Source organism: Agrobacterium sp. 22-210-1, assembly GCF_053522525.1.
The window spans coordinates 1,529,135-1,555,399 of record NZ_JBNWCI010000001.1 but is presented as its reverse complement, the minus strand read 5'-3'; the positions used below and the strand labels follow the sequence as shown (position 1 = coordinate 1,555,399).

The window sequence follows — 26,265 nt, the reverse complement described above, 5'->3', positions numbered from 1 at the left end:
TGCAGGATTTGCTCTAAAGAAGGAACGGACCATGTTAGATCTGACAGGCCGCAAGGCTCTCGTAACCGGCGCGACCGGTGGCATCGGCGAAGAAATCGCCCGCCTTCTGCACAAACAGGGCGCAACCGTCGGCCTGCATGGCACGCGCGTTGAAAAGCTCGAGGCGCTGGCGGCGGAACTTGGCGATCGCGTCAAGATCTTCCCGGCTAACCTTGCCGACCGCGCCGAGGTCAAGGCTCTCGGCGAAAAGGCCGAAGCCGAGCTGGAAGGCGTCGATATTCTCGTCAACAATGCCGGCATCACCAAGGACGGCCTCTTCGTGCGCATGAGCGACGAGGACTGGGACAACGTCATCGAAGTGAACCTGACCGCGATGTTCCGCCTGACGCGTGAGCTGACGCATCCGATGATGCGCCGCCGTTTCGGCCGCATCATCAACATCACCTCCATCGTCGGCGTCACCGGCAATCCCGGCCAGGCCAACTATTGCGCCTCCAAGGCCGGCATGATCGGTTTTTCGAAGTCGCTGGCGCAGGAAATCGCCACCCGCAACGTCACCGTCAACTGCGTGGCGCCGGGCTTCATCGAAAGCGCCATGACCGGCAAGCTGAATGACAAGCAGAAAGACGCCATCATGGGCGCCATTCCCATGAAGCGCATGGGGACGGGAGCGGAAGTCGCATCCGCCGTTCTTTACCTGGCTTCCAATGAAGCCGCCTACATGACCGGCCAGACCCTGCACGTCAACGGCGGCATGGCGATGATCTGAGGGCGCTTCAAAGGCGTCTTGAAAAGATTGCGGCGCTATTTCAGCACTTTCTTGGGTGCCTGGCGCCGCAAGGCCCTGCCGGCCGGTTTCCGGCGAAATTGCCTGTCATACGCTGTGCTTAGCGCGTTTTCAGGCTTTTCGACCGATTGAAACCGTGTTAAGCGGGCCAAGACTGTGAACAGTCGTCCCGGAGAGACAGGAAGCCGTTGCGATTTTGCGTGACGATGTCTAGCTTGGACCGGGTTGAACGGGTTTGCCAGCGGTGCCGGATTTGAACGGCGCATGAGGGCTTCTAACAGGGCAGGGTGCCGTAAGGCATTCCCTTCAAAATAAAGGTCGAGGAAACCGACATGAGCGATATCGCAGAACGCGTAAAGAAAATTGTAATTGATCATCTTGGCGTTGACGCCGACAAGGTTGTCGAAGGCGCCAGCTTCATTGACGATCTGGGCGCTGATTCGCTCGACACCGTTGAACTGGTCATGGCTTTCGAAGAAGAATTCGGCGTTGAAATTCCCGACGACGCAGCTGACTCGATCCTGACCGTTGGCGACGCCGTCAAGTTCATCGAGAAGGCCCAGGCCTGATCGACCTTCATGGGGGAGGTGCAATATCCTCCCATCTTGGCCCGGCTCGTCCGGGCCAATGTTTTATAGAGAGACGGTACGTGACCGAACCGGCGCGCGTTCCGGGCTCCGCATAAGCTTCCCGGCCGGAAACGGTGCGTGGTGAAAACTGTGCGGACATTCGAAATGCTGCAGCGTCCCGCAAACGTCAGTCCATGGCGTCCGGCCTTGCAGAGAAGACCGATGATTTGGATAAGGGCGGAGCGTTGGCGATGAGGCGTGTCGTTATCACCGGTACCGGCATGGTATCTCCTCTTGGATGCGGAACGGAAGTTACCTGGGAAAGGCTGCTGGCCGGCCAGAATGGCGCCCGTCTCGTGACTGAATTCGAAGTCGAAGACTTGCCGGCAAAGATCGCCTGCCGCATTCCCGTCGGTGATGGCTCCAACGGCACATTCAATGCCGATGACTGGATGGAGCCCAAGGAACAGCGCAAGATCGATCCTTTCATCCTGTACGGCATGGCCGCCGCCGACATGGCGCTTGCCGATGCGGACTGGCATCCGGAAACGGATGAAGACCAGATTGCCACCGGCGTTCTGATCGGCTCCGGCATCGGCGGCCTGGAAGGCATTGTCGAGGCGGGTTATACGCTGCGCGACAAGGGTCCCCGTCGCATTTCACCATTTTTCATTCCCGGCCGCTTGATCAATCTCGTATCCGGCCAGGTTTCCATTCGCCACAAGCTGCGCGGCCCGAATCATTCCGTGGTAACGGCCTGCTCGACCGGCGCACACGCTATTGGCGACGCCGCCCGGCTGATCGCGCTCGGTGATGCCGATGTCATGGTTGCCGGTGGTGCCGAATCGCCGGTTTGCCGCATCGCGCTTGCCGGTTTTGCCGCCTGCAAGGCGCTGTCCACCCAGCACAATGACGACCCGCAGAAGGCATCCCGCCCCTATGACCGCGACCGCGACGGTTTCGTCATGGGCGAGGGCGCCGGCATCGTCGTTCTGGAAGAGCTGGAACATGCCAAGGCGCGCGGCGCGAAGATTTACGCCGAAGTCGTCGGTTATGGCCTCTCCGGCGATGCCTATCACATCACGGCGCCTTCCGAGGACGGCGAGGGCGCGTATCGCTGCATGTTGATGGCGCTGAAGCGCGCCGGCCTGACGCCAGATGATATCGACTACATCAACGCCCACGGCACCTCCACCATGGCCGATACGATCGAGCTTGGCGCAGTCGAGCGGCTGGTCGGCGATTCGGCTTCGAAGATTTCCATGTCTTCCACCAAGTCGGCCACCGGCCATCTGCTCGGTGCGGCGGGTGCGATCGAAGCAATCTTCGCGACGCTCGCAATCCGTGACAACATCGTTCCGCCGACGCTGAACCTCGACAATCCCGATGTCGAGACGAAGATCGATCTGGTGCCGCACAAGGCGCGCAAGCGGCAGGTCAACGTGGCGCTCTCGAACTCCTTCGGTTTCGGCGGCACCAACGCCTCCCTCGTGCTGCGTCGTTACGAAGCCTAGAGCATGTCTCCCGAAACCGCGCTGCGGTTTTTGGGGTAGAGACTAGCCTGAAAACACGATCCAAATCGCGACGGATCTGCCGTCGCGATGGCGCCCCCGCCGCAAGCCGTCTCGGGCGGTTGCGGCTTTCTCCTGCCGGGTGCTGAAACAGGGCGCTCTTCCCTTGAAGAACGCCTTGCGGTCTGCGAAAGCCATTTCGATTTTCGCGCCGATATTGTAGTCGTTTACGGGAGATGATTTGCCGGTCTCGGGGTAATTTCCCCGGTGCGGGCGAATTTCAGATCACAGACGGCTATAGCTGACCGGGTTTTGCCCGAAACGATGTTTCGTGAAGCCGGAAAAGAGGCATTCACAATGTCTCCATGTGGTACAGGAAGATATTCCGAACCTGTTTTTGCCGCATTACCTGCGCAAAAAGCGCTGACAACGCCGAACTGAAAAGGACCGACGGTGAGCGACACGAACCAGAACAGCCAGGGACCATACGGACAGAACGGCGCGGGCGAAGGCAATCGCGGCCCGATCATTCCGAAATCCCCGACCGAGGCGTTGCGCCCGGAAAAGGTGCCGGCCCCGCCGAAGCGCTCCCGCAAGGCTCACGGCCAGCTGGTGATCTTCCTGAATTTTCTGATGACGCTTGCGGTTGCCGTCTGTGTCCTGGCCATCGCCGCGTTCTATTACATGATCAACGCGTTCCAGGAGCCCGGTCCGCTTCAGACGAACACGCATTTCACGGTGCGTAACGGCGCCGGCATTATCGAGATCGCCAATAATCTCGAACGCAACGACGTCGTTTCGAATGCCCGCGTCTTCCGCCTGATGACCGGCAGCTACCTGCAAAAGGACCAGACGCTGAAGGCGGGTGAATATGAGATCAAGGCCGGCGCATCGATGAAGGACATCATGGTGCTGCTGGAATCCGGCAAGTCGATCCTTTATTCCGTGTCGCTGCCGGAAGGCCTGACCGTCAAGCAGATGTTCGCGCGCCTCGGAGCAGACGAGGTTCTGGACGGCGAATTGCCCTCCGCCCTGCCGCCGGAAGGCAGCCTGCGCCCGGATACCTACCGCTTTACCCGTGGCACCAAGCGCGAAGAGATCATCAACCAGATGAGTGCTGCGCAGGACAAGCTGATCGACATGATCTGGGAGCGGCGTGACCCCGACCTGCCGATCAAGACCGTCGAGGAATTCGTGACGCTTGCCTCTATCGTCGAGAAGGAAACCGGCAAGGATGATGAGCGCGCCCACGTCGCCTCCGTTTTCTATAACCGCCTGAAGAAGGGCATGCGCCTGCAATCCGACCCCACGATCATCTACGGTCTGTTCGGCGGCGACGGCAAACCGTCCGACCGGCCGATCTACCAGTCGGACCTGCAGAAGCAGACGCCGTTCAACACCTATGTGATCAAGGGCCTGCCGCCGTCGCCCATCGCCAATCCGGGCCGGGCGGCGCTTGAGGCGGTTGCCAATCCGTGGCGCACCGACGACCTTTATTTCGTTGCCGATGGTACGGGCGGCCACGTCTTTGCCAAGACGCTGGACGAGCATAACGCCAATGTCCGCCGCTGGCGCAAGATCGAGGCGGAAAAGGCGGCAGCCGGCGCCAATCCTGATGTGGCCGTGGATGGCCAGCCGGGTGGCGCAGAGGCGGAAAAACCGACCAACAACTGATAATCCTGACCGGGCCCTGCCAAACGCAAGGCCCGGTTTTGTGAGGCATGACGGGGGGCTTCCAGATATGACATTGCAATCGATGACCGGCTTTGCGCGTAGCGAAGGAACATCCGGCCGTTACCGCTGGGCGTGGGAATTGCGCTCGGTAAACGGCAAGGGGCTGGATATGCGCCTGCGCCTGCCGACCGGTCTGGAAGCGCTGGAGACGGCCCTGCGGGAAATTGCGGGCGGGCATCTTTCCCGCGGCAACATCCAGGCGGGATTGACGCTGGCCATTGCGGAAAACCGGCTGGAGGCTGTCATCAATCGTGATGCTCTCGCCGCTGTTCTGGCGCTCAAACAAGAGCTTGGTGATGTCGTGGAAGACAAGCCGCTGAGCTTCGATACGCTGCTGTCACTGCGCGGCCTCGTCGATTTTCGCGAGGCGGAAGATAACGCTGAGGCGCAGGCTGCGCGCAACGCCGATGTGCTGGCCGGTTTTGCTGTTGCCATTGAGAAGCTGAAGGACATGCGCGAGCGGGAAGGCGCTTCGTTGTTTGCCATCCTGTCCGGGCAGATCGACAGGATCGAGACGCTTGTGGAGCTTATTGAAAACGATCCTTCCCGCCAGCCGGAACAGATCGCGGCAAGGCTTGCCCAGCAGATTGCCCTGATCGGCGAGGGCATGCACGGTCTGGACCGTGACCGTCTTCACGCCGAGGCGGCGCTGATCGCCACCAAGGCGGATCTGCGTGAAGAGCTGGACCGGCTGCGCGCCCATGTGCAGGCTTCGCGCGAGCTTTTGGCAAATGGCGGGCCTGTTGGCCGCAAGCTCGATTTTCTTGCACAGGAATTTAACCGCGAGTCGAATACAATCTGTTCCAAATCGAACGCCAGTGCGGTAACCGCAGCAGGTATAGAGCTGAAAGTGGTTATCGACCAGTTCCGCGAGCAGGTCCAAAATCTGGAGTAGACCCCATGGCCCCGGTGAATGATTCTCCCGTCACGATTGCCCGCAGAGGGCTGATGCTGGTGATTTCTTCACCATCGGGCGCGGGCAAATCCACGATTGCCCGCAACCTGCTCGAGAAGGACAAGAATATCAGCCTTTCCGTCAGCGTCACGACGCGCCCGCGCCGCCAGAGCGAGATAGAGGGCATCCACTATCACTTCATCTCCAAGCGTGATTTCGAGCGCCTGCGCGACAACGAGGAATTGCTGGAATGGGCCGAGGTCCACGGCAATTTTTATGGCACGCCGCGTGAGCCGGTGGAAGTAGCGATGGCCGCCGGCCGCGATATGCTGTTTGACATCGACTGGCAGGGCGCCGAGCAGTTGCAGGACAAGATGAAGGCCGACGTCGTCTCGATCTTCATCCTGCCGCCGACCATGACCGAACTGCAATCACGACTTCACCGCCGGGCAGAAGACACCGAAGAGGTGATAAAGACCCGGCTCATCAATTCCCGCGCTGAAATAGAGCACTGGCGCGATTATGACTATGTCATCCTCAACGACGACCTGCAGGCGGCCTTCGAAGCAGTAGAGGCCATCGTCAAAGCCGAACGCGTCCGCCGCGACCGCCGCCACGGCATGTTCGATTTCGTGCGGGCGCTGCTCGAGGAAGAGCCGCAGCTTTAAGCGCTTCCGGTGAGCTAAGGCTGGATTCCGAGAGCTAAATCCCTCTCATCCGCTGGGATGGGAAGATTCATCGTCCTGGCCGCATGGGATAATTTGTTTGGTCTGTTCCAGTTAGCTGCGCCCAAAAGCAAGATCGAAGCCAGTCAGGTTTCTGATTGCAGCACCGATCACACCAAAAACCGCGTTCAAAACTGTCTGGACGGTATCGTAAACGAGGAACTCAGAATAAAGCAGCACGCTGCTGAGGGCCAGCTCCTGTGTATGCATGGCCATATCCGCGTGCTCTCTGGAAATGGTGCCGTTCTTGAGGCCTGTCTGCGTTAGCCATGCCTTTTGTGCAATCGACTTAATATGAACGGCAATTTCATTTTTGACTTCGTTGAAGTGCGAAATGAGAACCGCTGAAACCTGCTGCAGAATGCCCTTATAGAGTTCCGACGCATCTTTCGGTTCAAATTTATCCAGATCTAGTGCCTTTGCCATGTGAACCTCACTTCAGCCGGGCTTCAAACAACTTCGGAACGCTGCAGGCTTCCTTCGTGGCGAATGTGGAAGCGGTCTCAACGTTAAAGGGTGCTTTTCGATGGGCAACCAATTGCGTCATCAGCACTTCCTGGCAGATCAGCAGCGCTTTGTGAATAATCTGGGCGGGTCTGCCGGAAACGCGGTTTCGAAGGTAAGTTGCACGACCTTCAGCAATATAAATCGCTGAGCGTACATTTGATACTGCGTCAACATATATGCCTTCGACCTTGGAGAAAGGAGTTTTACCTTCATAAACAGCAGATACGGCGGCATCAATCTTATCAATGTCGTTGTTTAGCGCCTCTATGTGCTTCATAAGCGCTTCGTCGAAAGTAGGCGTTACGCTAACGCATGAGGAGAGCGTGAATAGCGATATGGCCAAAACATAACTTATCTTCACGTGATCCCCCGTTATTCTGAAGCGCTGAAGTGCCAAAATGTGAAATATTAATGGATATATAATTTACAGTTGTGCGCATGGAGTCAAGTACTGGTTGTGTTTGGGCGTGGCGGATTGAGCTCTGGAGCATGCCGCTTAAGGTGGAAATCGGAAAATTTCCCAAATCGGTCAGCACCTTTTCAGGTGTTTCTTGCACACCAGCCTCCGTTAGCAGAGGTGAGCCTACTACTCTCCCGTAACGGGGATCGTCGAAAGTTCGTCATTGGAAGTTTGCAGGCCGCGCCGCAAATCAGGTTCTGTCGCAGACCTGCAGGCATCCCGTGCCAGTGGTGCTTCGCCCAAGCTTAGAGGCAGTTCGCCAATGTCACGAATTCCTCGACCGACAGCGTTTCTGCCCGCCGTGTGGGGTCAATGCCCGCCTTTTCCAGCAATGTTTCGCCGCCAAGGCTCTTCACGCTCTGCCGCAGCATCTTGCGCCGCTGACCGAAGGCGGCTTCAGTCACTTTTTCAAGCTTGGCGACATCGCAAGGCAGCGGCTTGTCTTTGGGCAGCAGGTGCACGACGGTGGATGTCACCTTCGGCGGTGGGCTGAAGGCCTGCGGCGGGACGTCGAAGGCCATTTCCGATACCGTGCGCCAGCCGGCGAGAACGCCGAGGCGGCCGTAATGATTGTCGCCTTCTTCAGCCACGATGCGTTGGCCGACTTCCTTCTGGAACATCAGCGTCATGGAGAGCCAGAAAGGCGGCCACGCCTTCGGCAGAAGCCAGTTGACCAGCAATTGTGTGCCGACATTGTAAGGCAGGTTGGCGATGATACGCACCGGTTCACCGGCGGGAATCATTGCCTCGAAATCGGTCTTGAGGGCATCGCCCTCAATCACCTCGAGACGCCCGGGATAATGCGCTTCGATTTCCGCCAGCGCCGGCAGGCAACGGCTGTCGCGTTCGACGGCGATGACTTTCTTTGCGCCGAGCGAAAGAATGGCGCGGGTGAGGCCGCCAGGGCCAGGGCCGACCTCGATCACCGTCACGCCTTCGAGCGGCCCCGCTGTCCGGGCGATCTTCTGGGTGAGGTTGAGGTCGAACAGGAAGTTCTGCCCAAGGGATTTCTTCGCATCGAGCCCATGGCGCTGGATGACATCGCGCAGCGGTGGCAGTCCGTCTATGGCCGCCATTATACGACGGCCCGGCTACGGGTGTAAATTTCCGCCGCCATCCTCAGCGCCGCCACAAGGCTCGCCTCATTGGCGATGCCCTGGCCGGCAATACCAAAAGCGGTGCCGTGGTCCGGCGAGGTGCGGATGAAGGGCAGGCCGAGCGTGACATTGACCGAATCGTCAAAGCCGAGCGCCTTGGCCGGAATGAGTGCCTGATCGTGATACATGCACACGGCGACATCATAGCGTTTGCGGGCTGCGTCATGGAACATGGTATCGGCGGGCAGGGGCCCGAAAGCATCGATCCCGTCTTTGCGTAGCCGCATGGTCGCCGGATGAACCACGTCGCGGTCCTCGGTGCCAAGCGCGCCGTCCTCGCCCGCATGCGGGTTAAGCCCGGCAACCGCCAGACGCGGCGCTTCAATTCCGAATTTCTGCCGCAGATCGGCATCGATGATGCGGCATGTCTCGACGATCAGCTCTTCGGTCAGCGCCGCTGGTACGTCTTTGACGGGGATGTGGATCGTGACTGGAACGACGCGGACCTTGGGACCGGCAATCATCATCACCGGCATCACCTGCTCGCCCGTTAGGCGTAAAGCCAGATCAGCCAGAAATTCGGTATGACCGGGAAATCCGAAACCCGCTTCGTAAAGCACGGATTTCGCAATCGGATTGGTAACGACGGCTGCAGTCTTGCCCTCAACGGTCAGGGAAACGGCTGTTTCTATCGCCTTGATAGTCGCATGTGCTGCTCCGACATGCGGCTGGCCCGCCTGAACCTCGAACCCGACGGGAAGAGGCAGGATGGGGAAAGCGCGGTCGAAAACGCTTATGGCATCCGCCACATCGCAGGTCTCGATATTGACCGGAATGCCGGTGAGCGCCGCCCGGCTCGCCACCACATCGGGATCACCGATAAAGATAAAGGGTGGTAGACCGTTCTCTTGACGTCTGGCCCAGGCGGCGACGGCGATATCGGGGCCGATACCGGCTGGATCTCCCTGTGTCAGGGCAAGCGGCAGGAATGCATGTGTCACGGAAAGACCCGGCTTTCGTATCAGTATCAGGTGTTGACGATCTGCGCCTTCTTGCGCAGCTCATCCATATACTTCTTTTCGTTCGGGTTTTCGCCGTTCTTGGCCTTCATCAGGTCTTCGGACTTGAACACCATTTCCGCGGCATAGTCGTCGGAAACCTGACGCTGCTTGCAGATGGCCAGATATTCGACACCCTTTTCGGTCACACGCGTTCCGGTGGTGCCGCCTTCCTTGGTTTTTTCCACCAAAGCCTTCCAGTCTTCCGGGAGCTCAGGCGCGAGAATGCGGCCAAGATCCTTGATCGCCACGTCGCGCATGGTCGCAGCGAAGGTCATGGCCTGGTCGCAGCCGGGATAACGCTTGCGCGAGGCTTCAGCCTCGGCCTTGCGCTTGCCGGTAATGGAATTGCGCTTGGATTCCGGGATGACGAAGATGACCTGCTGCAGGAAATATTCGGTCGTGACCGGCTTGTCGCCGCGTTCCTTCAGGCGGGTAACGAGATCCTGGTTCGACATCTTGCCGCGTGCGCCATAACGGGCGTTCACAAGGCGGGGCCAGCTCATCTGCACCGCGATGAAGGCCTTGAAATGGTCAGCGCCGACGCCCGCCTGTGACAGCACCTTCGTCAATTGCTCCGGTTTCATCTTGTTGTTGCCGGCAAAACGCGCAAAAGCGGCATCGACCTCATCAGTGCTGACCGACATTTTCACACGACCGATTTCCTCGCGTTTCAGCACCTCATCGACCAGCTGCTCGCGCGCCTTTTCGTTGAGATTGCCGGACTGACGCTGCAGCTTCAGGAAGGCGACTCGTTTGGCAATATCGTCATTGGTGATGGGTGTCTTGTTGACGACGATCTTGACCGTGGCGTCGGCGAAAGCCTGGCCGGTATAAGGCACGGCGGCCATGGGAACGGCAAATATCGCAAAGGCGAAAGCAGCGCCACGCAAAGCCGTCTTTCCGAAATTCATCATGTCCTTCTCCCTTTCGTCGGGTAGGGCCTGTCTCCCTGTCCCGCCAGTCTGTTCTGCCTGACGGTGGAAATTTCGCATTCCCCGGCCTGTCAGACCTGCATTTGCGCGTCAGCGCCGCGATTTTGCCACGTATATATCATCGCGATCCGCAAGACGGCAATGTGTCGGTTTGTTGAAAGAAAACCCGATAGGGGTTTATACCCGGCCGACACTGGCGTGTTGTTGCGGCGAAACCGTGACTTTTACTGGCCGAACGGCAAAAAGACGGGCCACGATGCTGCGTGACCCGTCTTTAAACTCAGTAATTATTCGGCTTCCAGCCGATATCCATGTCGGCCCAGTCTTCGTTTGCGGAACCGACACTGATGTCGCCGAGCGTACGGAAAGCCAGGCGGGCATTGATCGACCAGTCATTGGCGGCCTGCCGAGTGGAATTGATGTTGCCCTCGTTGGAATAGCTGACCGTCAAGATCGTGCATTCGTCCTGGTAGGCAATGCCGATACGGCGCTCGGAGGCAAATTTTCCGTTCAGATCATAATTGATCGAGCCGAATAGCGACCAGTTGTCATCCATGCGCAGCATGCCGGAAGCCTGAACGATATCCCGGTCTTCGGTGTAGCCGTATTTCGGCTGCGCCTTGACCTGCGTATAGCTGACCTTGCCGGTAAGGCGGCGATCCGAATAGCTGAGGCCCGTCTCCGACCGGTTGATGTCGAAGTTGTCCTTGTCGAGACGCAGGCTTGATGACAGCGAAAGGCCGATCGGCGCATCGAATGCCGCCATGGCAACGTAGTCCGAACGGTCGGATTCGAGACCGGAATCAGCGCCGACATTGGCCAGATCATAGGAAGCGAAGGAATTTTCGCCCGCCAGATGGAAAGACTGGCCGACAACGGCGCGAACGCCGTAGCCGTTGTCAAACGTGCCATTGTAGCGGAAGCCAAGATTGGCGCGTGTACCGCCCTCGATCCGGTCGAAACCGGAGAACTTGTCACGCTCGAACAGGTTGGTCGCATCGAATACGAATGCCTGCGCATCTTCGTTTGGAAGACGGCCGGAATATTGCTCGTTCGGACGCACGAAGATCTGCGCGATCGGTTCGATCACGTGGCTGCTGTTAAGCGCCGTGAAGAGCCAGGGATAACGCACTTCCAGACCGCCGGTGACCATGCCGCGAAACGCAGCATCGTCATGCATCATGCCCTCATAGGCATAAGATGTGCCGCCCGACGTAAAGCTCGACGGAGACATGTCCGTCCACAGCGCATCGCCGCGTGCAGCGAGGATCGGTGTGATCTGCAGACCGCTATCCATGGTGAAGGTGCGCTTCCACTCGGCTTCGGTGGAAAGGCGCGTATAGTCGCCCTCAAGTCCGTTAAAGCGCGAATATCCGCCCAGAGCGTACGCGTCCTGCTTCAGGCGGGTGATGCTCGTCAGGTTGGTGGTCAGCGAAAGCTCGCCGCCATAGATCGGATCAGGCACGAAATAACGGTAATCGACAACCGGATGAACGATCGCCTGCTTGCGCTCTTGGGATTCGGTATCGTCCGTATTCTGAACGTTGAAATAATAACCACGGGCGTCGAAGCTGTTTCGTGCGCTCGCGCCACTGAGGTAGATCTGGTTGGTCTGGACGTCGTTCTTGTAACCCTTCAGCCCATACGTGCGTGAAAAGTTGTTGTCGGTCTGCACCATCGCATCCCAGCCGAATGCCCAGCGCGGATTGATGCTGAAATCGCCCTTGCTGGCGATCATGCCGCGATTGTCGTTGAGAGCGTCGCTGGTGCCGGCCGTGAAGGTTTCGGATTTCAGCTGGCTGATGCCGGCGACCGTGACCGTGTGCATGCCGGTTTCGAAACGCTGGCGCAGTTCCGCCTGCAAGAGCAGACCCTGCGTCGTGTAATAGGTCGGCGTAACCGTCACATCCGAAGTGTCGGAAAGGACCTGGAAATAGGGAACGCCGATGCCAAAACCGAGATTGTCGGTAATGCTCATCTGCGGGAACAGGAAGCCTGATTTGCGCTTCACCGTATTGTCCGGAACCGTCAGGAACGGCACATAGGCGATCGAATGGCCAAAAAGCTGCAGACGGGCTTTTTCCAGCCGGATCGTATGGGTCTTGCCGTCCTGGACGACGCGCTCGGCCTTGACCTGCCAGAGCGGCGCCTTTTCAGGCTTTGCGGCGCAAGGCAGACAGGCGGTATAGACGCCGTTGTTGAGGACCATCAGGTCGCCTTCGAGACGCTCGGCGCTTTCACCCGCGATGCGGGTATTATCCGGAGTCTCGACGCGCAATGCATTGACGAAACCCTGACCGAAGTCATCGGTAACGTCCATCTCGTCGGCATAGATCTTGTTGCCGCCGGGCTCTATCAGCTCGATATTGCCATGCGCGATGACGCGGCCGGTCTGCTGATTATATTCCACTTGCTGGGCCACCATGCGGTAGCCCGAATATTTCATGCGAACCACGCCCTTCGCAATGACGCGCTGGGAGTCGCGATTATAGGTCAGTTCATTTGCTGTAAGCAGGAGTTTCGAATCGTCTTGGCTTGCCGACGCAAGCACCCCGCCCTGGCCGAAAGCGACCGGGCTTGATGCCAAATACGCGCACACAGCGGCACCCGTCAGAAGGGCCGTCCAAAGCCGCCTGATATTCCCGCGGTCAATTACCGCCACTAGCCGTCCTCCTGATGAAGCAGAATGGTTGCCCCCAAAGCCAACGCCACGACGACTGGAACCCAGACCGCGACGGTGGGAGGGACAACACCACCACTCCCGAATGCCCTTACGAGCACGGTTACTACATAAAGCACGAAGCCGGAAACGATTCCACCCAGAATCACGGAGCGCGATTGGGCGAAGCGGCTGAACTTTAATGAAACGGTCGCGGCGATCAAGGTCATCGCAACCAGAAGCAGGGGCGTCGATAGCAGGAAATGATACTGCGTCTCAAGCGCTTTTGAAGACAGTCCAAAAGACTTTGCAACTTCGATCTTGTGAGAAAGATCAAAGAAAGCAACGGTTTCCGTCTGCGTCATGCGTTCCTGCACGAATTCCCGTCTCAGATTGGTACTGATCCGCGTGCTCTCTTGTCGAACTGGCACATGTCCGGCGCGGGTTTCCGTAACGCCGTTAAGAAGCCAGTAACCATCTTCCAATTTAGCCGACTTGGCATCCTGCCGCGAGACGATGTTTCCGTCCTTGTCGAGGTGGATCAGAACCACATCGAGCAGCATCGTTCCGTTGTCCTCGAAGCTCTTGGCGCCGATAATCGTGTCCTGGCCGCCGCTCGCCTGACGCATCCATGGAATGATCTGCTGCTGGCGGCCGCCATTGGCTTCGTTGCGCCATCCCGCTTCCATAGCCAGCGACCGGTTCTGGCCCCATGCGGCGATGGGGTTCAGAACGACGACGGACAGAATACCGAGAAGGACCGATCCCAGGACGAAGGGAAGGATGAATTGCCAGGCGGAAACACCTGCTGCGCGCGTGACAACCAGTTCGTAACGTCGATTGAGCGAGATCAGCGTCGTCATGCCCACGAAAAGGGCGATGAAGGGAACGGTCTGCTGCAGGATCAGCGGCAGCCGAAGTGCTGTGAGGCCAAGTGCGCCCGGAACCGAATAGCCCGGCACACTGGACATGCGCCTTGCCGTCTCGCTGAAATCCGCGAGATAGATGATCGACGATACGCCGAGCACGAACCAGACGGCCGTCATCAGATATCGTTTCAGGAAATACCGGGCGAGGGTGTTGAAAATCATGCGTTGCCGCTCCCCGAATTGCGTGCCAGCCGGCTGGAGAACAGGCGACGCATGCGGCCAGCCGCATCCGCGATAATCTTCGGTATCTTCGGCTTGCGACCGGTTATCAGGATGAAGGCGGCCGCAGCGCCGCTGAGACCCGGCACGGCATAGACCAGCGGAATGAAGGCCGCGCTCTGCTTGACCTGGTTGGTGACGTAAAAACCAAGCCAGCGCAGCATGAAGGCCGTCACCAGCGCGGCGACCATCGGGTGCATGCGCGCCTCGCGATGCGAACGGGCATCGGCGGCGATGACCAGCGAGATCAGCGCGAAGGCAAAGGCGAACATCCAGTCCGACAGGCGCTTGTGCAGCTCGCTGCGGAAGTTTTCCGGAGACCGCTTGTAACTCGCATTGTTCTCATCTGGCGACAAAAGGAAGCCGAGGCTGGCATCGCCCGGAGACAGCGAGGGTTCGGAATCCTGCTTTTCCGACATGGTCGAAAGATCGAAGGCATAGGACAGGAACTTGACAATCGACACCTTGCCATCAGGGGTCTTCTGCTGCACTTCGCCGTCGCGCATGGTCAGCGATGTGCCGCTCTCATCGATCATGCCTTCCTTGGCATAATAGATGAGATCGAAATTCGGATCGCGGCGGTCGGCGACGAACAGGCCCTTGAGGATACGGCCCTGCCGCTGGGCGATCTGCACATAGAGACCGTCCTGAATGGTGCGGAAGGTCTTTTCTTCGATCACCGAGGACAGGAGGTCGGCATAGGCCGCGGCCACCATCTGCCGGGCGGAGTTACGCGCCGGCGGCTCGATGAAATTGGTGATGGTGAAGGAAAGCGCGCTCAGTACGGCGGCCAGAATGAGAACCGGGCGAAACATCACCGAACGCGGCGATCCTGCCGCATCGATGATGGCAAGCTCGGAATCATTGTTCATCGCCGTAAATGTCTGGGTGATGCCGATGACGAGGGCGAAAGGCAGCACAACGGGGATCAGCGTCGGCAGGATCAGGGTCGCGAGCGCCATGAAGGAACCCATCGACTGGCCTGTATCGGTGACGAGATTGATTCTCTGGAGAACCTGGATGGTCCAGATGATGGCCAGCACCGGCAACAGCGCGACCAGAAACATCTGCGTTGTCCGCCGCAGGATATAGTTCTCGAGAAGCTTCATACGGCCCTGTTCGACATTGTTTTCCCGTGCGCTTGCCCGCCGGATTTCCGCCTATCTAATCGCATCGTTTGCAATTGGCTATTCCGGCGTGCTCACAAATATGTTTTGCACGACGATTTTTCCATCGCCTGTGTCTTTTTGTGGAACAAGCTGTCGGTTTCATGACGTAATCGGCCCATCCGCAAAAATGTCATTCCTTTAACGAATGTGGACCTTTAAGGAATGTCTGCCTTTAAACAATGCAGGCCTTAAAAAATGTAGGGTTGCGCCGGGGGCTGAAAAGGCCATGATCGTGCGCATCATGCAATTTGACCATGAAGAGCAGGAAAACATGTCCGCCAAATTCGATATTTCTTTCGCCAATTCCGCTTCGCTTGAAAATTCCCTGGCCGTTGTGCTGCAAGCCTCCGGTGAGGCGCAGGCTGCCGCCGGTGCGTCCGAGGCCGATCCGGGTGGAGTGATCGAGAGGGCGGCGAAGATTGCGGGATTTGCCGCAAAATCCATGACGACTCTCGATGTGATTGCGCCGCAGGGGTCGAGCGCCGACCGGTTGCTCGTCATCGGCCTCGGCAAGCCGGCGAAACTTGTCGCACATGACTGGCTGCGTGCCGGCGGCACTGCCGCCGCCAATTTCCGCAAGGCAGACAAGGTCGCCATCTATCTCGACGCTCCGGGCGTGGAAACCAGCGCGCAGGCCGCTGCGGATTTCGCGCTCGGCCTTCTGCTGCGCGCCTATAGTTTCGATGCCTACAAGACCAAGAAAAAATCCGACGACGAAAAGACCCCGAAGAAAGTCGATATCGTCATCGTCACGGCCGCTCATCAGGAAGCGGAAAAGGCCTTTGCCGTCTCCGAGGCTGTCGCGGGCGGCGTTCTCCTGGCGCGCGACCTTGTCAACCTGCCGCCGAACGTTCTCGGCCCCGTCGAATTCGCCGAAAGGGCGGAAGAGCTGCGCAAGCTGGGTGTTGATGTCGAGATTCTCGGCGAAAAGGACTTGAAGAAGCTTGGCATGAACGCGCTTCTCGGCGTGGCGCAGGGCTCGGCCCGTCCGCCCCGGCTTGCCGTCATGCAATGGAACGGCGGTTCCAAGAAGGATGAACCCATTGCTTTCGTCGGCAAGGGCGTCGTTTTTGATACCGGCGGCATTTCGCTCAAACCCGGCCTCAATATGGAAGACATGAAGGGCGACATGGGCGGCGCTGCCGCCGTGACCGGCCTGATGCATGCGCTTGCGGCCCGCAAGGCGAAGGCAAATGTCATCGGCGTTATCGGTCTCGTGGAAAACATGCCCGATGGCAATGCCCAGCGTCCGGGCGACATCGTCACGTCCATGTCCGGCCAGACCATCGAGATCATCAATACCGATGCCGAAGGCCGCCTGGTTCTGGCTGATGCGCTCTGGTACACCAAGGAGCGTTTCAGCCCGAAATTCATGATCAACCTTGCCACTCTCACAGGCGCGATCACGGTTGCGCTCGGCAATCTTCAGGCCGGCCTTTTCTGCAATGACGACGAGCTTGCTGCGCGTCTTGCCCAGGCCGGTGACGCGACGGCCGAAAAGCTGTGGCGCATGCCGCTCGGCAAGGATTACGACAAGATCATCGATTCCAAATTCGCCGACATGAAGAACAGCTCGGGTCGCTTGGCCGGTTCCGTCACCGCCGCGCAGTTCCTCAAGCGCTTCGTGGGTGAAACGCCGTGGGCGCATCTCGATATTGCCGGCACAGCGATGGGATCGCCCATGACCGAGATCAACCAGTCCTGGGGATCGGGCTACGGCGTGCGGCTTTTGAACGAACTCGTTCGCGCCCATTACGAAGATTGATGCGAGCGGAGTTCGAGATCTGCGGATGACTGAAATTCTGTTCTACCATCTGACGGAATCGAAGCTCGAGGATGCGCTGCCGCCTTTGCTCGAAAAATCGCTGGAACGCGGCTGGAAGGTCGCGATCCAGACGGTGGATGAGGAGCGCCGCGATTTTCTCGACGCGCATCTGTGGACCTTTCGTGACGACAGTTTTCTGCCGCACGCCACGGATGCGTCTCCGGCGCCGCAAAGCCAGCCGATTCTCCTGACAGCCTCGGAAGTCAATGGCAACGGCGCAAATGTCCGATTTCTGGTGGACGGTGCCGAACCGCCGGCGGTGGAGGCCTATGAGCGCGTCGTCTTCATGTTCGACGGATATGATGCCTATCAGCTTGAAATGGCGCGAAACCACTGGAAAAGTCTGAAGACCGAAGGCCACGCGCTGACCTATTGGCAGCAATCGCCGGAAGGCCGCTGGCAGAAAAAGGCCTGATCGAAGGGTTCTCACACAAATAGACCGGCAAAAATTCGCATGTGGCGTCGCCTGCCGGTTTTTGCATGATGGGCCGAATCGAACGCATGGCCGTCTGATCCGCCCGGCGGGTTGCTGAGGGTGGCGTTGGCACGGCCGAAACAGCGGAAGGACATCATCATGGGGCAGGCGATTTCAAGGCCGGACGGAGAAATGGAGCGTCTGGTCGCGGTGCGGTCCATCATGTCCTTCAAGAATGCCGAGATGCCGGAACTGGAAGTTTTGTCTCGATTGGGGCAGGGCGTCTTTGACGTCCCGCGTGCGGCTGTCCACATCATCGATGAGGATTGGCTCCATATCGCCGAACAGGCCGGAATGCAGCTGTCGGAATGCCCGCGCGATCTGTCGATCTGCACCCGCGTCATTGCCAGGCAGGACGTGGTTGTCATTTCCGATCTGACCCAGCACCCGGATTTCCGCTTCATGCCCTATGTCAAAGGCGGTCCGGAATTGCGTTCCTATGCCGGCGCGCCGATCGAGCTGGAACCGGGTCTTGTCGTTGGCGCCTTTTGCCTCGTCGATACGATGCCGAGAAAATTCTCCCACAACGAAATTGACAATCTGAAGCATTTCGCGCTGCTGGCGGCTGCACTCCTGCGTCTCCAGAAGGCCAACTTCACCATGAGCCTTGCCGAGCGCGAATTGCGCGATGCGGCGATGACCGATCCGCTGACCGGTTTTTATAATCGCAAGGCGCTGGAGGCGATTGTCGATAGCCAACTCGGCGCGGCTCTGCGGGAAAACGAGACCTTCGGCGTGCTTTATCTCGATCTGGACGGCTTCAAGACGATCAACGATACGTTCGGCCATCCGGCGGGTGACCGGGTGCTGACCGTCGCCGCCGCGCGCATCCGCAACGCGATCCGTAGTGGGGATACGGTGGTGCGCATGGGTGGTGACGAATTTGCCATTTTCATGCCCCATCCCGGCACCCCTGAGGTGATGAATGGGATGGCGGACCGGCTTCTGGCCGCCTTCCGCGAAACCTTCGATGTCGATGGACAGGCGGTCGGCGCGCGTCTCAGCATCGGCGGCGCGATTGCCCCGCAGGCGGGCGCGGATCGCGCCACACTGTTGCGCAGCGTCGATGAGGCGCTATATCAGGCAAAAAAATCAGGGCGCGACCGTTTCGTCAGCCGCGCCCTTTGATGCATCTGTCGTCCGAAATTCTTTCGGCTTCTCAGTCGTAGAATGAATCCACGAACTTGTGGCGGCCAAGCAGGAAGGCGTCGGCCACATGCGTCAGCGGCGCAAGATCGACGTCTGAGCGGCCCGCCTTGATGATCTCGGCAAAACGCTCATAAAGCGCTGGATATTCCCGCTCGGGCGCGGTGAGTTTGTCTTCGCCGTTGATCGAGAGCTTGGCGCCGCCTTCCGAAAGCACCATTCGTCCGCCGGCCGTTTCGGCAACGATATCCCAGCTCTGCTTGCCGGTCTGGCGCCAGTCGAACTCGGCACGCAAAGGCATTTTCGTCACGTCGGAAAAATGCAGGTCAGCAGCGATCGGCGCGTCGCGGTTTTCCGGGAATTCCAGCGTGGCCTTGGTCAGGAACAGCGCGCGGGGCAGGATATGGGTGATGATGGAAAGTGCGTTGATGCCGGGGTCGAAAACGCCAAGGCCACCCGCCTGCCAGATCCATGCCTGGTTCGGGTGCCAGTGGCGTACATCCTCTTTCCAGATCACATGCACGCTGTCGATATTTGTGGAAGCCAGAAACGCCTTGGCCGCTTCCACCGCCGGCGCGTAACGCGAATGCCAGCTTGCAAACAGCGAAAGTCCCTTGGAATCCGCAAGGCGGACGAGATCCTGCACCTCGGAAAGCGTCGCGCCCGGCGGCTTTTCGAGAAAGACGTGCTTGCCGGCATTCAGCGCCGCGTAAGCCGCCTCGTAACGATATTGCGGCGGCATGCACAGCGACACGGCATCGATATCAGGCACAGCCTCCAGCATGGCCTCAATCGTGCCATAGGACGCGACGCCGTCCACGGTGCCGTGACGGCTTGCGGTGCAGATCAATTCAAAATCCGGATTGCCTGCAATGGCGGGAAGATGCTGGTCGCGAACGATTTTTCCGACGCCGACGATGGCAAGCTTGGTGGCTGACATGAAGTGGAACCCGTCTGAGTGCTGTATGGGATAAAGTGTGATTTTTACAAGTTTTTAGCAGAAACGCTCGAAGGAGCAAGGTGATCGTTTCCGGGCGGAACGTCTTTTTTTAGACTGTAATTCCATAACATATTTTTCGGTTTTAGTATTCCTGGAATATGTAGTGTTTGAGAAATGTAAATATTTTTTGGATTTTTAAGTGTTATTTATATTTTCAGATAGTTCAAAGTCTGATTTTTTCATGTATATTCAGTGAACATCGGTAATAATTTTAGATTTCGCTTGAATAAATTTTCCAACAGCAGGTGCATGGTGGTTTTATTTGGAAATGACCGTTCGTCCGGCTTCCTTCAGAGAGTCAATGAAAGCAGCCGTCAGTTCAATACATATGCCTTGATTTTTGGCGTCGTGCTCTACAATCTTTACCTGCTTGTGGATGTGACGCTCGTGCCTGACATCATCTGGCTGGATGTGACGGTCCGTCTGTTTCTCGTCACCCCGCTTCTGTTCCTTTATTTTCCGGCACGGTATTATGCGATCGGGATGCGGCCGGATGCGGTGGCGCACGAGGCCCTTCACGCGCTGGGCTGCATGATGGTCGTCGCATCGCTCATGTTCATCTATGCCAATGCGCGGACCTCGTCGGCCAGCGAATACTACATGGGCGTCGTCACCGTCATTCTCTATATGAATACGATCCATCGCCAACCGTTTCCGCTTGCGGTCATGGGCACGGTCGGCTGCATGGTGGTTTTCATTATCGGCATGGAATATGTCACCGTGACGAGCGAAGTGGCCAAGCTGCCGGCGATCATGTGTTCCGTTGGAATTAGCGCCGTCTCGCTGTTTGCGGCCTATCGTATCGAGCAGGTGGAAAGGCGGGACTATCTGGCTTCGCTGCGCGAAAAGCTGCTGCTTCAGCAAATTCAAAGCGCCAATCGGGACCTGCAGCAGCTTTCCAATACCGATCAACTGACGGGTATTCGCAACCGCCGCAGTTTTGATCAGGCAGCGCGCGAGATTTCCGGCACCAGCAGGCCACGTGCGCTCATTCTCCTCGATGTCGATTATTTCAAGAACTACAATGATTCAGAAGGGCATGTGGCTGGTGATGACTGTCTGCGCGCGATTGCCGGCAGGCTGCGCGCCGCCCTGCGCAGGGATGATGGTGACAGAAGTTTCGTTGCGCGTTATGGCGGCGAGGAATTTGTGGTCCTGCTCGACAATTGCGTCGTATCCGCAGCCCTTGCCGTTGGTGAAAGGCTAAGATCGGCGGTGTCGGGGGAGGCGATACCTCACCCCAATCGCCCGGACGGACAGGCTGTCGTCACGGTCAGTCTCGGAATAGCCGTTTCCGACGATGGCCTGGAGACAATACAGGACATGCTGAACCGCGCGGATGAAGCACTGTATGAGGCGAAGCATCAGGGACGCGACAGGTTGGTGCTGGCCGCCGCGCAGTCCGGAGCGATTGCCGCTCCGGAGAATCTTGCCGGGATGCGAACTGCGGGCGCAATATAGGCCGGCCGTGGCGGCGGGCTATGTGTTATAGTCCGTCCTCGCAGATACGGGAATTGTGAAAGGCGAACGCCGGAATTCCGGCGGCAGAACCAATAATAACCGGGGATTTGCAGATGATGGAATTGATCGCCGTTCAGGCGGCGGCCGCTGCCGCCGAGCTTCCATTCCTGCTGCTCCAGGCGGCCGCCGTCGTCGGCATGGTATCCGTGCTGATCCTTCTGCGGCGAGACATAGCCCTCGATGATCCGCGTTATAAGATCTACTACGGCATCGTTTTCGGTGCGACCGGGTTTCTCTTGACGTTGCTGGTGTCCGAATTCATCAAGCTGCCTTCCAAACCCTATATTCGGTCCGATCTGCTTTTCCTGGCCGGGGTGCTGGGGTCTTGGCAAGGCGGGTTGATTAGCCTGGTGCTTGTCTCCGCTGGACGCCTTGCGTTCGGCGGCCCTTCGCTCTTCGGCGCCGCCCTTCTGGATATGAGCATCATCTCGGTTTGCGGGATCATGATGTATGGCTGGTTACGCAGGCGTCGTCTTGCTGAACTCGGTATATGGGAGATGACCGGTGTATTCGCGGTCAGGATTTCCGCGGCTTTGCTCGCCTTGTCTGTACTCTATATTCTCAGCCTGATAGATCAGGAGTTGTATCTCAGTGGTCTCGGGCGACGCATCTTCGGCTCAGTCGTCGGTCTGCCGATGATTGTATGTCTGTTCGTTGTGCTACGCAGCGAAGCGCGGGCGCGGGAAGAGGTGAGGAGACGCGAAACCGCCGCCCGGACGGATTCATTGACGGGCCTGCCCAACAGGCGCGCCCTCAAGGACCATATCGAAACGGCGATGCGGCACGAGCCGGCCGTTTCGCATGCTCTCGTTCTGATCGAGATCGTCAATATTTCCGATGTCGCCGCCTGCGAAGGCGAGGACTGGGCCGATCTTTTCTGGCCGCGGCTGGCGCGGGAGGTATGCGACGGCGACAACAGCCTGCTGTCGCCCTCCAATGCACCGCGCAGCTTCATGTTCGGCGATACGACGCTTGCGGTGGTCATCGAAGGAGTTTCGCTGGAAAAGTCTGAAAGCGCCCGACTGATGATGCATCTCCATGACGGGCTGAGCGCATTTTGCCGGTCCGCGGAGGCGGGGCCGGTGCCGCATCTGAAGATCGGCGCGGCCAATCTGGACATGCTTTCCCGGCAGAACGTGGCGTCCTTTCTCAGGCATCTCAGCCTGGCGCTGAAAGGAAGCGATAATCCGGTGCAGATTTTCCCCTTTTCCTTCGCCGAGAAAGCGACACGGGACGAAGGGGTGCGGCAGATGCTGGTCAACTGGATCAAATCCGGCAGGCCGCCCATATGTTATCAGCCGAAATTTGAAATGCACAATCGCCGCATGATTGGCGCCGAGGCGCTTCTGCGGGCAACCGATGCGCGCGGGCAGGCGCTTTCGCCCTATTACGTGCTGGAGATTGCCGAGCGCCACCGTCTGCTGGTGGAATTCGAGTGGTCGACGATCGAGGCGGTCGTCCGCGACCTCAGCAATCTGCGGAGCCTTGAGCCGGATTTTCATCTGGCGGTGAATATTTCCGCCTCGTCATTTTCGACCCCGCGTTTCGGAGACCGGGTCGTGGCGTTCCTGGGTGAAATGGCGGTTCCTGCGCATCGGCTGTCGATCGAGGTGACGGAGATGAGCCGTGTACCGGCGATCGACATCGTGCAGCAGAATTTCGACAGGCTGAGCGAAGCAGGCGTGCGGCTGTCGCTTGATGATTTCGGCACCGGTTATGCCGCGCTCACTCTGCTTGCGAGGTTCCCCTTCGAAGAGGTCAAGATCGACCACTGGATGACCTCCAGGCTAAATCAGTCCCGCTTCAAGGACGCCATCGCGCTGGCATTCGAAAGCGCTGAGCGTTACGGCGCCAAGCTGGTGACGGAAGGCATAGAAACGGAGGAGCAGAGCCGGCTTCTCATGCAGATGGGCATCCGTTTCGGTCAGGGTTATCTCTATTCGCCCGCTGTACCGCTCGATCGTTTGCAGCCTCGCAGGGAATGCGCCTAGAGCGTTTCCGAAAGGCTTACGACGCGGCATGACATGAGCGAATTCCAGCGCGAGCGGCAGGGGAGCCTATTTCAGCCGGATTGAATGTTTGGCCAGTCTGTGCTGAGTGGTTGTATGACGAACCAATGTTCCGGCCGTGTTTTCCGGTCGAGCGAGCGAACAGATGCTTGAAAACAACGACGCATGGAACAGGCATTCCGGCAAATCGCCGCCGGAGGCAATGAGGGCAGGCGCGGGCAGCGTCACGCAATCGCTGCGCACCATCGCCGATGCCGTATCCGGCCATAGACCACCGTCGGGTGATCTACGTCCTGCGGCCACCTGGCCGTTTCTCAGGGTGATCATCGTCTGGCTGTTATTGATGGTGGCGGTCGTGTCCGCCCTGGCGGCCTATCAATATGTCAGCCTGCTTGGCGAACTGGAGCGGCAGAGCGACGCCTTGCAGGCCGAGGCTACGCGCCGGGCGGATCAGCATGATGCGCATGTGACGGCGCTTTCGGCGGTGGCGCAGGCGGAACAGGGATCGGATCACGGCCTGCTGCTCGCCATCGCCGCACCCATTCTGCAATTTTACCCGCGCATCGATGAAGTCCAGCTGGTCTCGTTGATGGAGGGTGGTCCTGCAGCTGGCACGAGACCGCTGGAAAATGAACTGGCGGCAGACATCCGCAACGCGGCATCGGTGTTTACGGGCAAGCCCGCATTGCTGGCAAGTACGCTGAGGCCTGGCCATTATCTCATCGTCAAGCGCAGCCCCAACAGCGAGACGGCACGGCAGGCGCTGGTGCTGGCCGTCGATGCGGCACGGCTGCTGGCATCCGATGCCCCCTTCTGGTTGGCGCAACGGGCGGTGATCCGCCTGAAAATGCCGGATGGCACCCTGTTATACGGCCCGCCGCAACTGCCCGTAGAGCCGCAATATGCCCGGCAGCTGAGCAGTGCCAGCCAGCCGCTGCTTCTGGAAGTGGCGCTTCCCATCACCTGGCGTGAACTTCTGCCGGGCCGCACCCTGCTGGCGGTGCTGGCCGGCGCCAGCATCCTTTTTGTGTTCGGCATCGTGATGGCGAGGCAGAGAACGCGTATACGCGCAGCCGAAAGGCGGGCAGAGCTGAGCGGCATGGAGGCGAGACTGACCCATGCCTCGCGGGTCAATGCGCTGGGGGAGATGGCGAGCGGCCTTGCTCATGAGCTGACGCAGCCCTTGACGGCAATCCTGGCGCAGGCGCAGGCCGGGCGACGGCTTCTCGCCCGTCAGGATGTCGCAACGCTTTCCGGTGCGCTGGACGATATGATCGAGCAGGCGCGATGCGCCGCCAACATGCTCGACCGTTTCCGCAACTGGTCGCTGCCGCATCGCCATCCGGCCACGGCCCATGACCTGCGCGTTGCGCTGCGTAATGTCGATGCACTTCTGACCGGTGAGGCGGCGCGCCAACAGGTCGTCATAGATATCCGGCAGCCAGAGGTGCCGCTTCTGGTTCGGGTTGATCCGGTAGAAATGGAGCAGGTGATGTTCAATCTGCTGCGTAATGCCCTTGATGCGCTGGCCGGTGCCGAGGGGAAAGGTGTAATCACTGCGACGCTCACCCGCGAGGGCGATCTTGCCCTGTTCGAAGTCGCCGATAACGGCCCCGGCGTGGAACCGCAATTGCGCGACCGGCTTTTTACCCCCTTCGCAACCACCAAAAACAACGGCATGGGACTTGGTCTCGCGCTCAGCCAGCGGCTGGTGGAGCGCGCCGGCGGCGAAATACTCTCAGTCGAGCAGGAAAACGGCGCCTTGTTCCGCGTCGTCCTGCCAGTCACGATGGAGGCAACGAAAACATGACGCTGCCCGTCTATCTGGTTGATGATGATGATGCCGTGCGCAAAGCACTGATATTGCTTTTGTCCACGGTCAGCATCAAGGCAAAGGGTTTTGCTGATCCGACGGTTTTCCTCAGCCATTTGCCGGGTCTGGAGCCGGGATGCCTGATCCTCGACATCCGAATGCCGGCCATTACCGGCCTGAAGCTTCAGGAAAAGCTTGTGGAGGAAGGCATCGACTGGCCGGTCATCATCATTTCTGGCCACGGAAATATTGAAGCCTGCCGCCGCGCCTTCCGCAACGGCGCCGTGGATTTTCTGTCGAAGCCCGTGGATGAACAGGATCTCATCGACGCGATACAGAAGGCGCACCGCACACTTGCCCGCACGCTGGATGCAAGGGCATTGCAGGCGGAAACGGTGGCGCTTCTGTCGCTTCTGACCGCGCGTGAGCGCGAGATACTGGAACGCATCGCACTCGGTTTCACCACCCGCCAGATCGCCGATGGGCTCGGCCTGTCACCGCGCACGGTCGACAGCCATCGCGCCGCCATCGGGCTCAAGCTTGGCACGACCTCGCAGGCGGAAATGACAAGGCTGTGGCTGGAAGCCGGCGAAGATCGGTAGAACTACTGACCACCCGGCAAGGCTTACGGATTCGCAGCCGCGTTTTATTTGCCTAGGTTGAAGTCCTCATCAGCCAAGAGGACCTTTTCATGATCCGCAATCTTCTCATCGCTTCCGTTCTGCTCGCTCCTGCTGCCGCATTGGCCCAGACGCTGCCGACCGCTCCTTATCTGCCGCTTGAAATGGCCGAGAAGGCAGCCAAGGCTGCACTACAGGCCTGTGTCGCAAAGGGCAATGCCGTCACCGTTGCCATAGTCACCCGCGACGGCGCCACCAAGACGGTATTGAAGGCGGATAATTCCGGCCCGCATACGGTCTCCAGCGCAACCGGCAAGGCTTTCGCCGCCGCATCGCTCGGGCGCGATATTGGCGAGATCGCGGATTTCATCGCCTCCAAGCCCGCCAATGATGGTTTGCGCAATATGGACGAGCGCATGGTCATCCAGGCAGGCGGTCTGCCGATCAAGATCGGTGATGCCCTGGTCGGCGGCATCGGCGTCGGCGGCGCGCCCTCGGGCGCCATTGATGCAGAATGCGCCCGTGAAGGCCTCAACGCCATCGGCGCCAAGTAAGCAGCGTCAGATAAATCCGGCGGCTTATGGGAAAGCCGCCGGAATTCG

23 protein-coding genes are annotated in these 26,265 nt (G+C 58.8%); 14 read left to right on the top strand and 9 right to left on the bottom strand.

Annotation, left to right across the window (positions count from 1 at the left end; all coding sequences use genetic code 11):
• Window positions 1-31: 31 nt before the first annotated feature.
• From fabG to gmk, 6 genes are all read left to right on the top strand, one after another.
• Entirely contained in the window at window positions 32-769 is a 738-nt protein-coding gene (gene fabG, locus ACQZ5F_RS07770; protein ID WP_006314577.1) for a 3-oxoacyl-[acyl-carrier-protein] reductase, read from the top strand.
• Between the two features lie 350 nt (window positions 770-1,119).
• Window positions 1,120-1,356, top strand: a complete 237-nt coding sequence (locus tag ACQZ5F_RS07765) for an acyl carrier protein (protein WP_003502080.1) — start codon at window positions 1,120-1,122, stop codon at window positions 1,354-1,356.
• Between the two features lie 251 nt (window positions 1,357-1,607).
• Window positions 1,608-2,870, top strand: a complete 1,263-nt coding sequence (gene fabF / locus ACQZ5F_RS07760; protein WP_046798965.1) for a beta-ketoacyl-ACP synthase II — start codon at window positions 1,608-1,610, stop codon at window positions 2,868-2,870.
• A 450-nt stretch (window positions 2,871-3,320) separates the two neighbouring features.
• Window positions 3,321-4,541 (top strand): endolytic transglycosylase MltG, encoded by a 1,221-nt coding sequence (mltG, locus tag ACQZ5F_RS07755; RefSeq protein ID WP_046798810.1) that lies wholly within the window; start codon window positions 3,321-3,323, stop codon window positions 4,539-4,541.
• Window positions 4,542-4,608: 67 nt separating this feature from the next.
• A complete protein-coding gene (locus tag ACQZ5F_RS07750) occupies window positions 4,609-5,496 on the top strand; it encodes a YicC/YloC family endoribonuclease (protein ID WP_225339973.1) in 888 nt (295 codons plus the stop codon).
• Between the two features lie 5 nt (window positions 5,497-5,501).
• A complete protein-coding gene (gene gmk / locus ACQZ5F_RS07745; protein WP_137083960.1) occupies window positions 5,502-6,164 on the top strand; it encodes a guanylate kinase in 663 nt (220 codons plus the stop codon).
• 111 nt (window positions 6,165-6,275) lie between these two features.
• Here the strand turns inward: gmk and ACQZ5F_RS07740 are convergent, their stop codons facing one another.
• From ACQZ5F_RS07740 to lptF, 8 genes are all read right to left on the bottom strand, one after another.
• Entirely contained in the window at window positions 6,276-6,647 is a 372-nt protein-coding gene (locus ACQZ5F_RS07740; RefSeq protein ID WP_080817280.1) for a hypothetical protein, read from the bottom strand.
• Between the two features lie 7 nt (window positions 6,648-6,654).
• Window positions 6,655-7,005: a hypothetical protein gene (locus ACQZ5F_RS07735; protein ID WP_225339972.1), complete on the bottom strand. Its 351-nt coding sequence runs from the start codon at window positions 7,003-7,005 to the stop codon at window positions 6,655-6,657.
• 428 nt (window positions 7,006-7,433) lie between these two features.
• Window positions 7,434-8,264 carry a 16S rRNA (adenine(1518)-N(6)/adenine(1519)-N(6))-dimethyltransferase RsmA gene (gene rsmA, locus ACQZ5F_RS07730; RefSeq protein WP_046798814.1) on the bottom strand — a complete coding sequence of 277 codons (831 nt, stop codon included), beginning with the start codon at window positions 8,262-8,264 and terminating at the stop codon, window positions 7,434-7,436.
• Window positions 8,264-9,286, bottom strand: a complete 1,023-nt coding sequence (gene pdxA / locus ACQZ5F_RS07725; RefSeq protein ID WP_225339971.1) for a 4-hydroxythreonine-4-phosphate dehydrogenase PdxA — start codon at window positions 9,284-9,286, stop codon at window positions 8,264-8,266. The genes rsmA and pdxA overlap by 1 nt, the downstream gene beginning before the upstream one ends.
• A 26-nt stretch (window positions 9,287-9,312) precedes the next feature.
• Window positions 9,313-10,260, bottom strand: coding sequence for a SurA N-terminal domain-containing protein (locus tag ACQZ5F_RS07720; protein ID WP_137083966.1), 948 nt, complete (start codon window positions 10,258-10,260; stop codon window positions 9,313-9,315).
• 298 nt (window positions 10,261-10,558) lie between these two features.
• Window positions 10,559-12,940, bottom strand: coding sequence for an LPS-assembly protein LptD (locus tag ACQZ5F_RS07715; protein ID WP_046798817.1), 2,382 nt, complete (start codon window positions 12,938-12,940; stop codon window positions 10,559-10,561).
• Window positions 12,940-14,028, bottom strand: a complete 1,089-nt coding sequence (gene lptG / locus ACQZ5F_RS07710; protein WP_046798818.1) for an LPS export ABC transporter permease LptG — start codon at window positions 14,026-14,028, stop codon at window positions 12,940-12,942. Before lptG ends, ACQZ5F_RS07715 begins: the two co-directional genes overlap by 1 nt.
• Entirely contained in the window at window positions 14,025-15,194 is a 1,170-nt protein-coding gene (gene lptF, locus ACQZ5F_RS07705) for an LPS export ABC transporter permease LptF (protein WP_052820354.1), read from the bottom strand. The genes lptG and lptF overlap by 4 nt, the downstream gene beginning before the upstream one ends.
• Before the next feature lie 331 nt (window positions 15,195-15,525).
• Between lptF and ACQZ5F_RS07700 the strand changes: the two genes are divergently transcribed.
• From ACQZ5F_RS07700 to ACQZ5F_RS07690, 3 genes are all read left to right on the top strand, one after another.
• Entirely contained in the window at window positions 15,526-17,019 is a 1,494-nt protein-coding gene (locus ACQZ5F_RS07700) for a leucyl aminopeptidase (protein WP_225340007.1), read from the top strand.
• Between the two features lie 25 nt (window positions 17,020-17,044).
• Window positions 17,045-17,494, top strand: coding sequence for a DNA polymerase III subunit chi (locus ACQZ5F_RS07695; protein WP_052820355.1), 450 nt, complete (start codon window positions 17,045-17,047; stop codon window positions 17,492-17,494).
• Between the two features lie 159 nt (window positions 17,495-17,653).
• Window positions 17,654-18,682, top strand: a complete 1,029-nt coding sequence (locus tag ACQZ5F_RS07690) for a sensor domain-containing diguanylate cyclase (RefSeq protein ID WP_225340006.1) — start codon at window positions 17,654-17,656, stop codon at window positions 18,680-18,682.
• A 31-nt stretch (window positions 18,683-18,713) separates the two neighbouring features.
• Here the strand turns inward: ACQZ5F_RS07690 and ACQZ5F_RS07685 are convergent, their stop codons facing one another.
• Window positions 18,714-19,640, bottom strand: a complete 927-nt coding sequence (locus tag ACQZ5F_RS07685) for a Gfo/Idh/MocA family protein (protein WP_046798822.1) — start codon at window positions 19,638-19,640, stop codon at window positions 18,714-18,716.
• Window positions 19,641-20,033: 393 nt separating this feature from the next.
• On the opposite strand from ACQZ5F_RS07685, the gene ACQZ5F_RS07680 reads away from it, so the two are divergent.
• The 5 genes from ACQZ5F_RS07680 (at window position 20,034) to ACQZ5F_RS07660 (ending at window position 26,217) form a co-directional block, all read left to right on the top strand.
• The gene (locus tag ACQZ5F_RS07680) at window positions 20,034-21,161 is read left to right on the top strand and encodes a GGDEF domain-containing protein (protein ID WP_225339969.1); all 1,128 of its coding nucleotides are present in this window, start codon (window positions 20,034-20,036) and stop codon (window positions 21,159-21,161) included.
• 113 nt (window positions 21,162-21,274) lie between these two features.
• Entirely contained in the window at window positions 21,275-23,212 is a 1,938-nt protein-coding gene (locus ACQZ5F_RS07675; RefSeq protein WP_225339968.1) for an EAL domain-containing protein, read from the top strand.
• 163 nt (window positions 23,213-23,375) lie between these two features.
• The gene (locus ACQZ5F_RS07670; protein WP_448730566.1) at window positions 23,376-25,040 is read left to right on the top strand and encodes a sensor histidine kinase; all 1,665 of its coding nucleotides are present in this window, start codon (window positions 23,376-23,378) and stop codon (window positions 25,038-25,040) included.
• Entirely contained in the window at window positions 25,037-25,645 is a 609-nt protein-coding gene (locus ACQZ5F_RS07665) for a response regulator transcription factor (RefSeq protein WP_137083972.1), read from the top strand. Before ACQZ5F_RS07670 ends, ACQZ5F_RS07665 begins: the two co-directional genes overlap by 4 nt.
• A gap of 89 nt (window positions 25,646-25,734) precedes the next feature.
• Entirely contained in the window at window positions 25,735-26,217 is a 483-nt protein-coding gene (locus ACQZ5F_RS07660) for a GlcG/HbpS family heme-binding protein (protein WP_046798826.1), read from the top strand.
• Window positions 26,218-26,265: the final 48 nt, after the last annotated feature.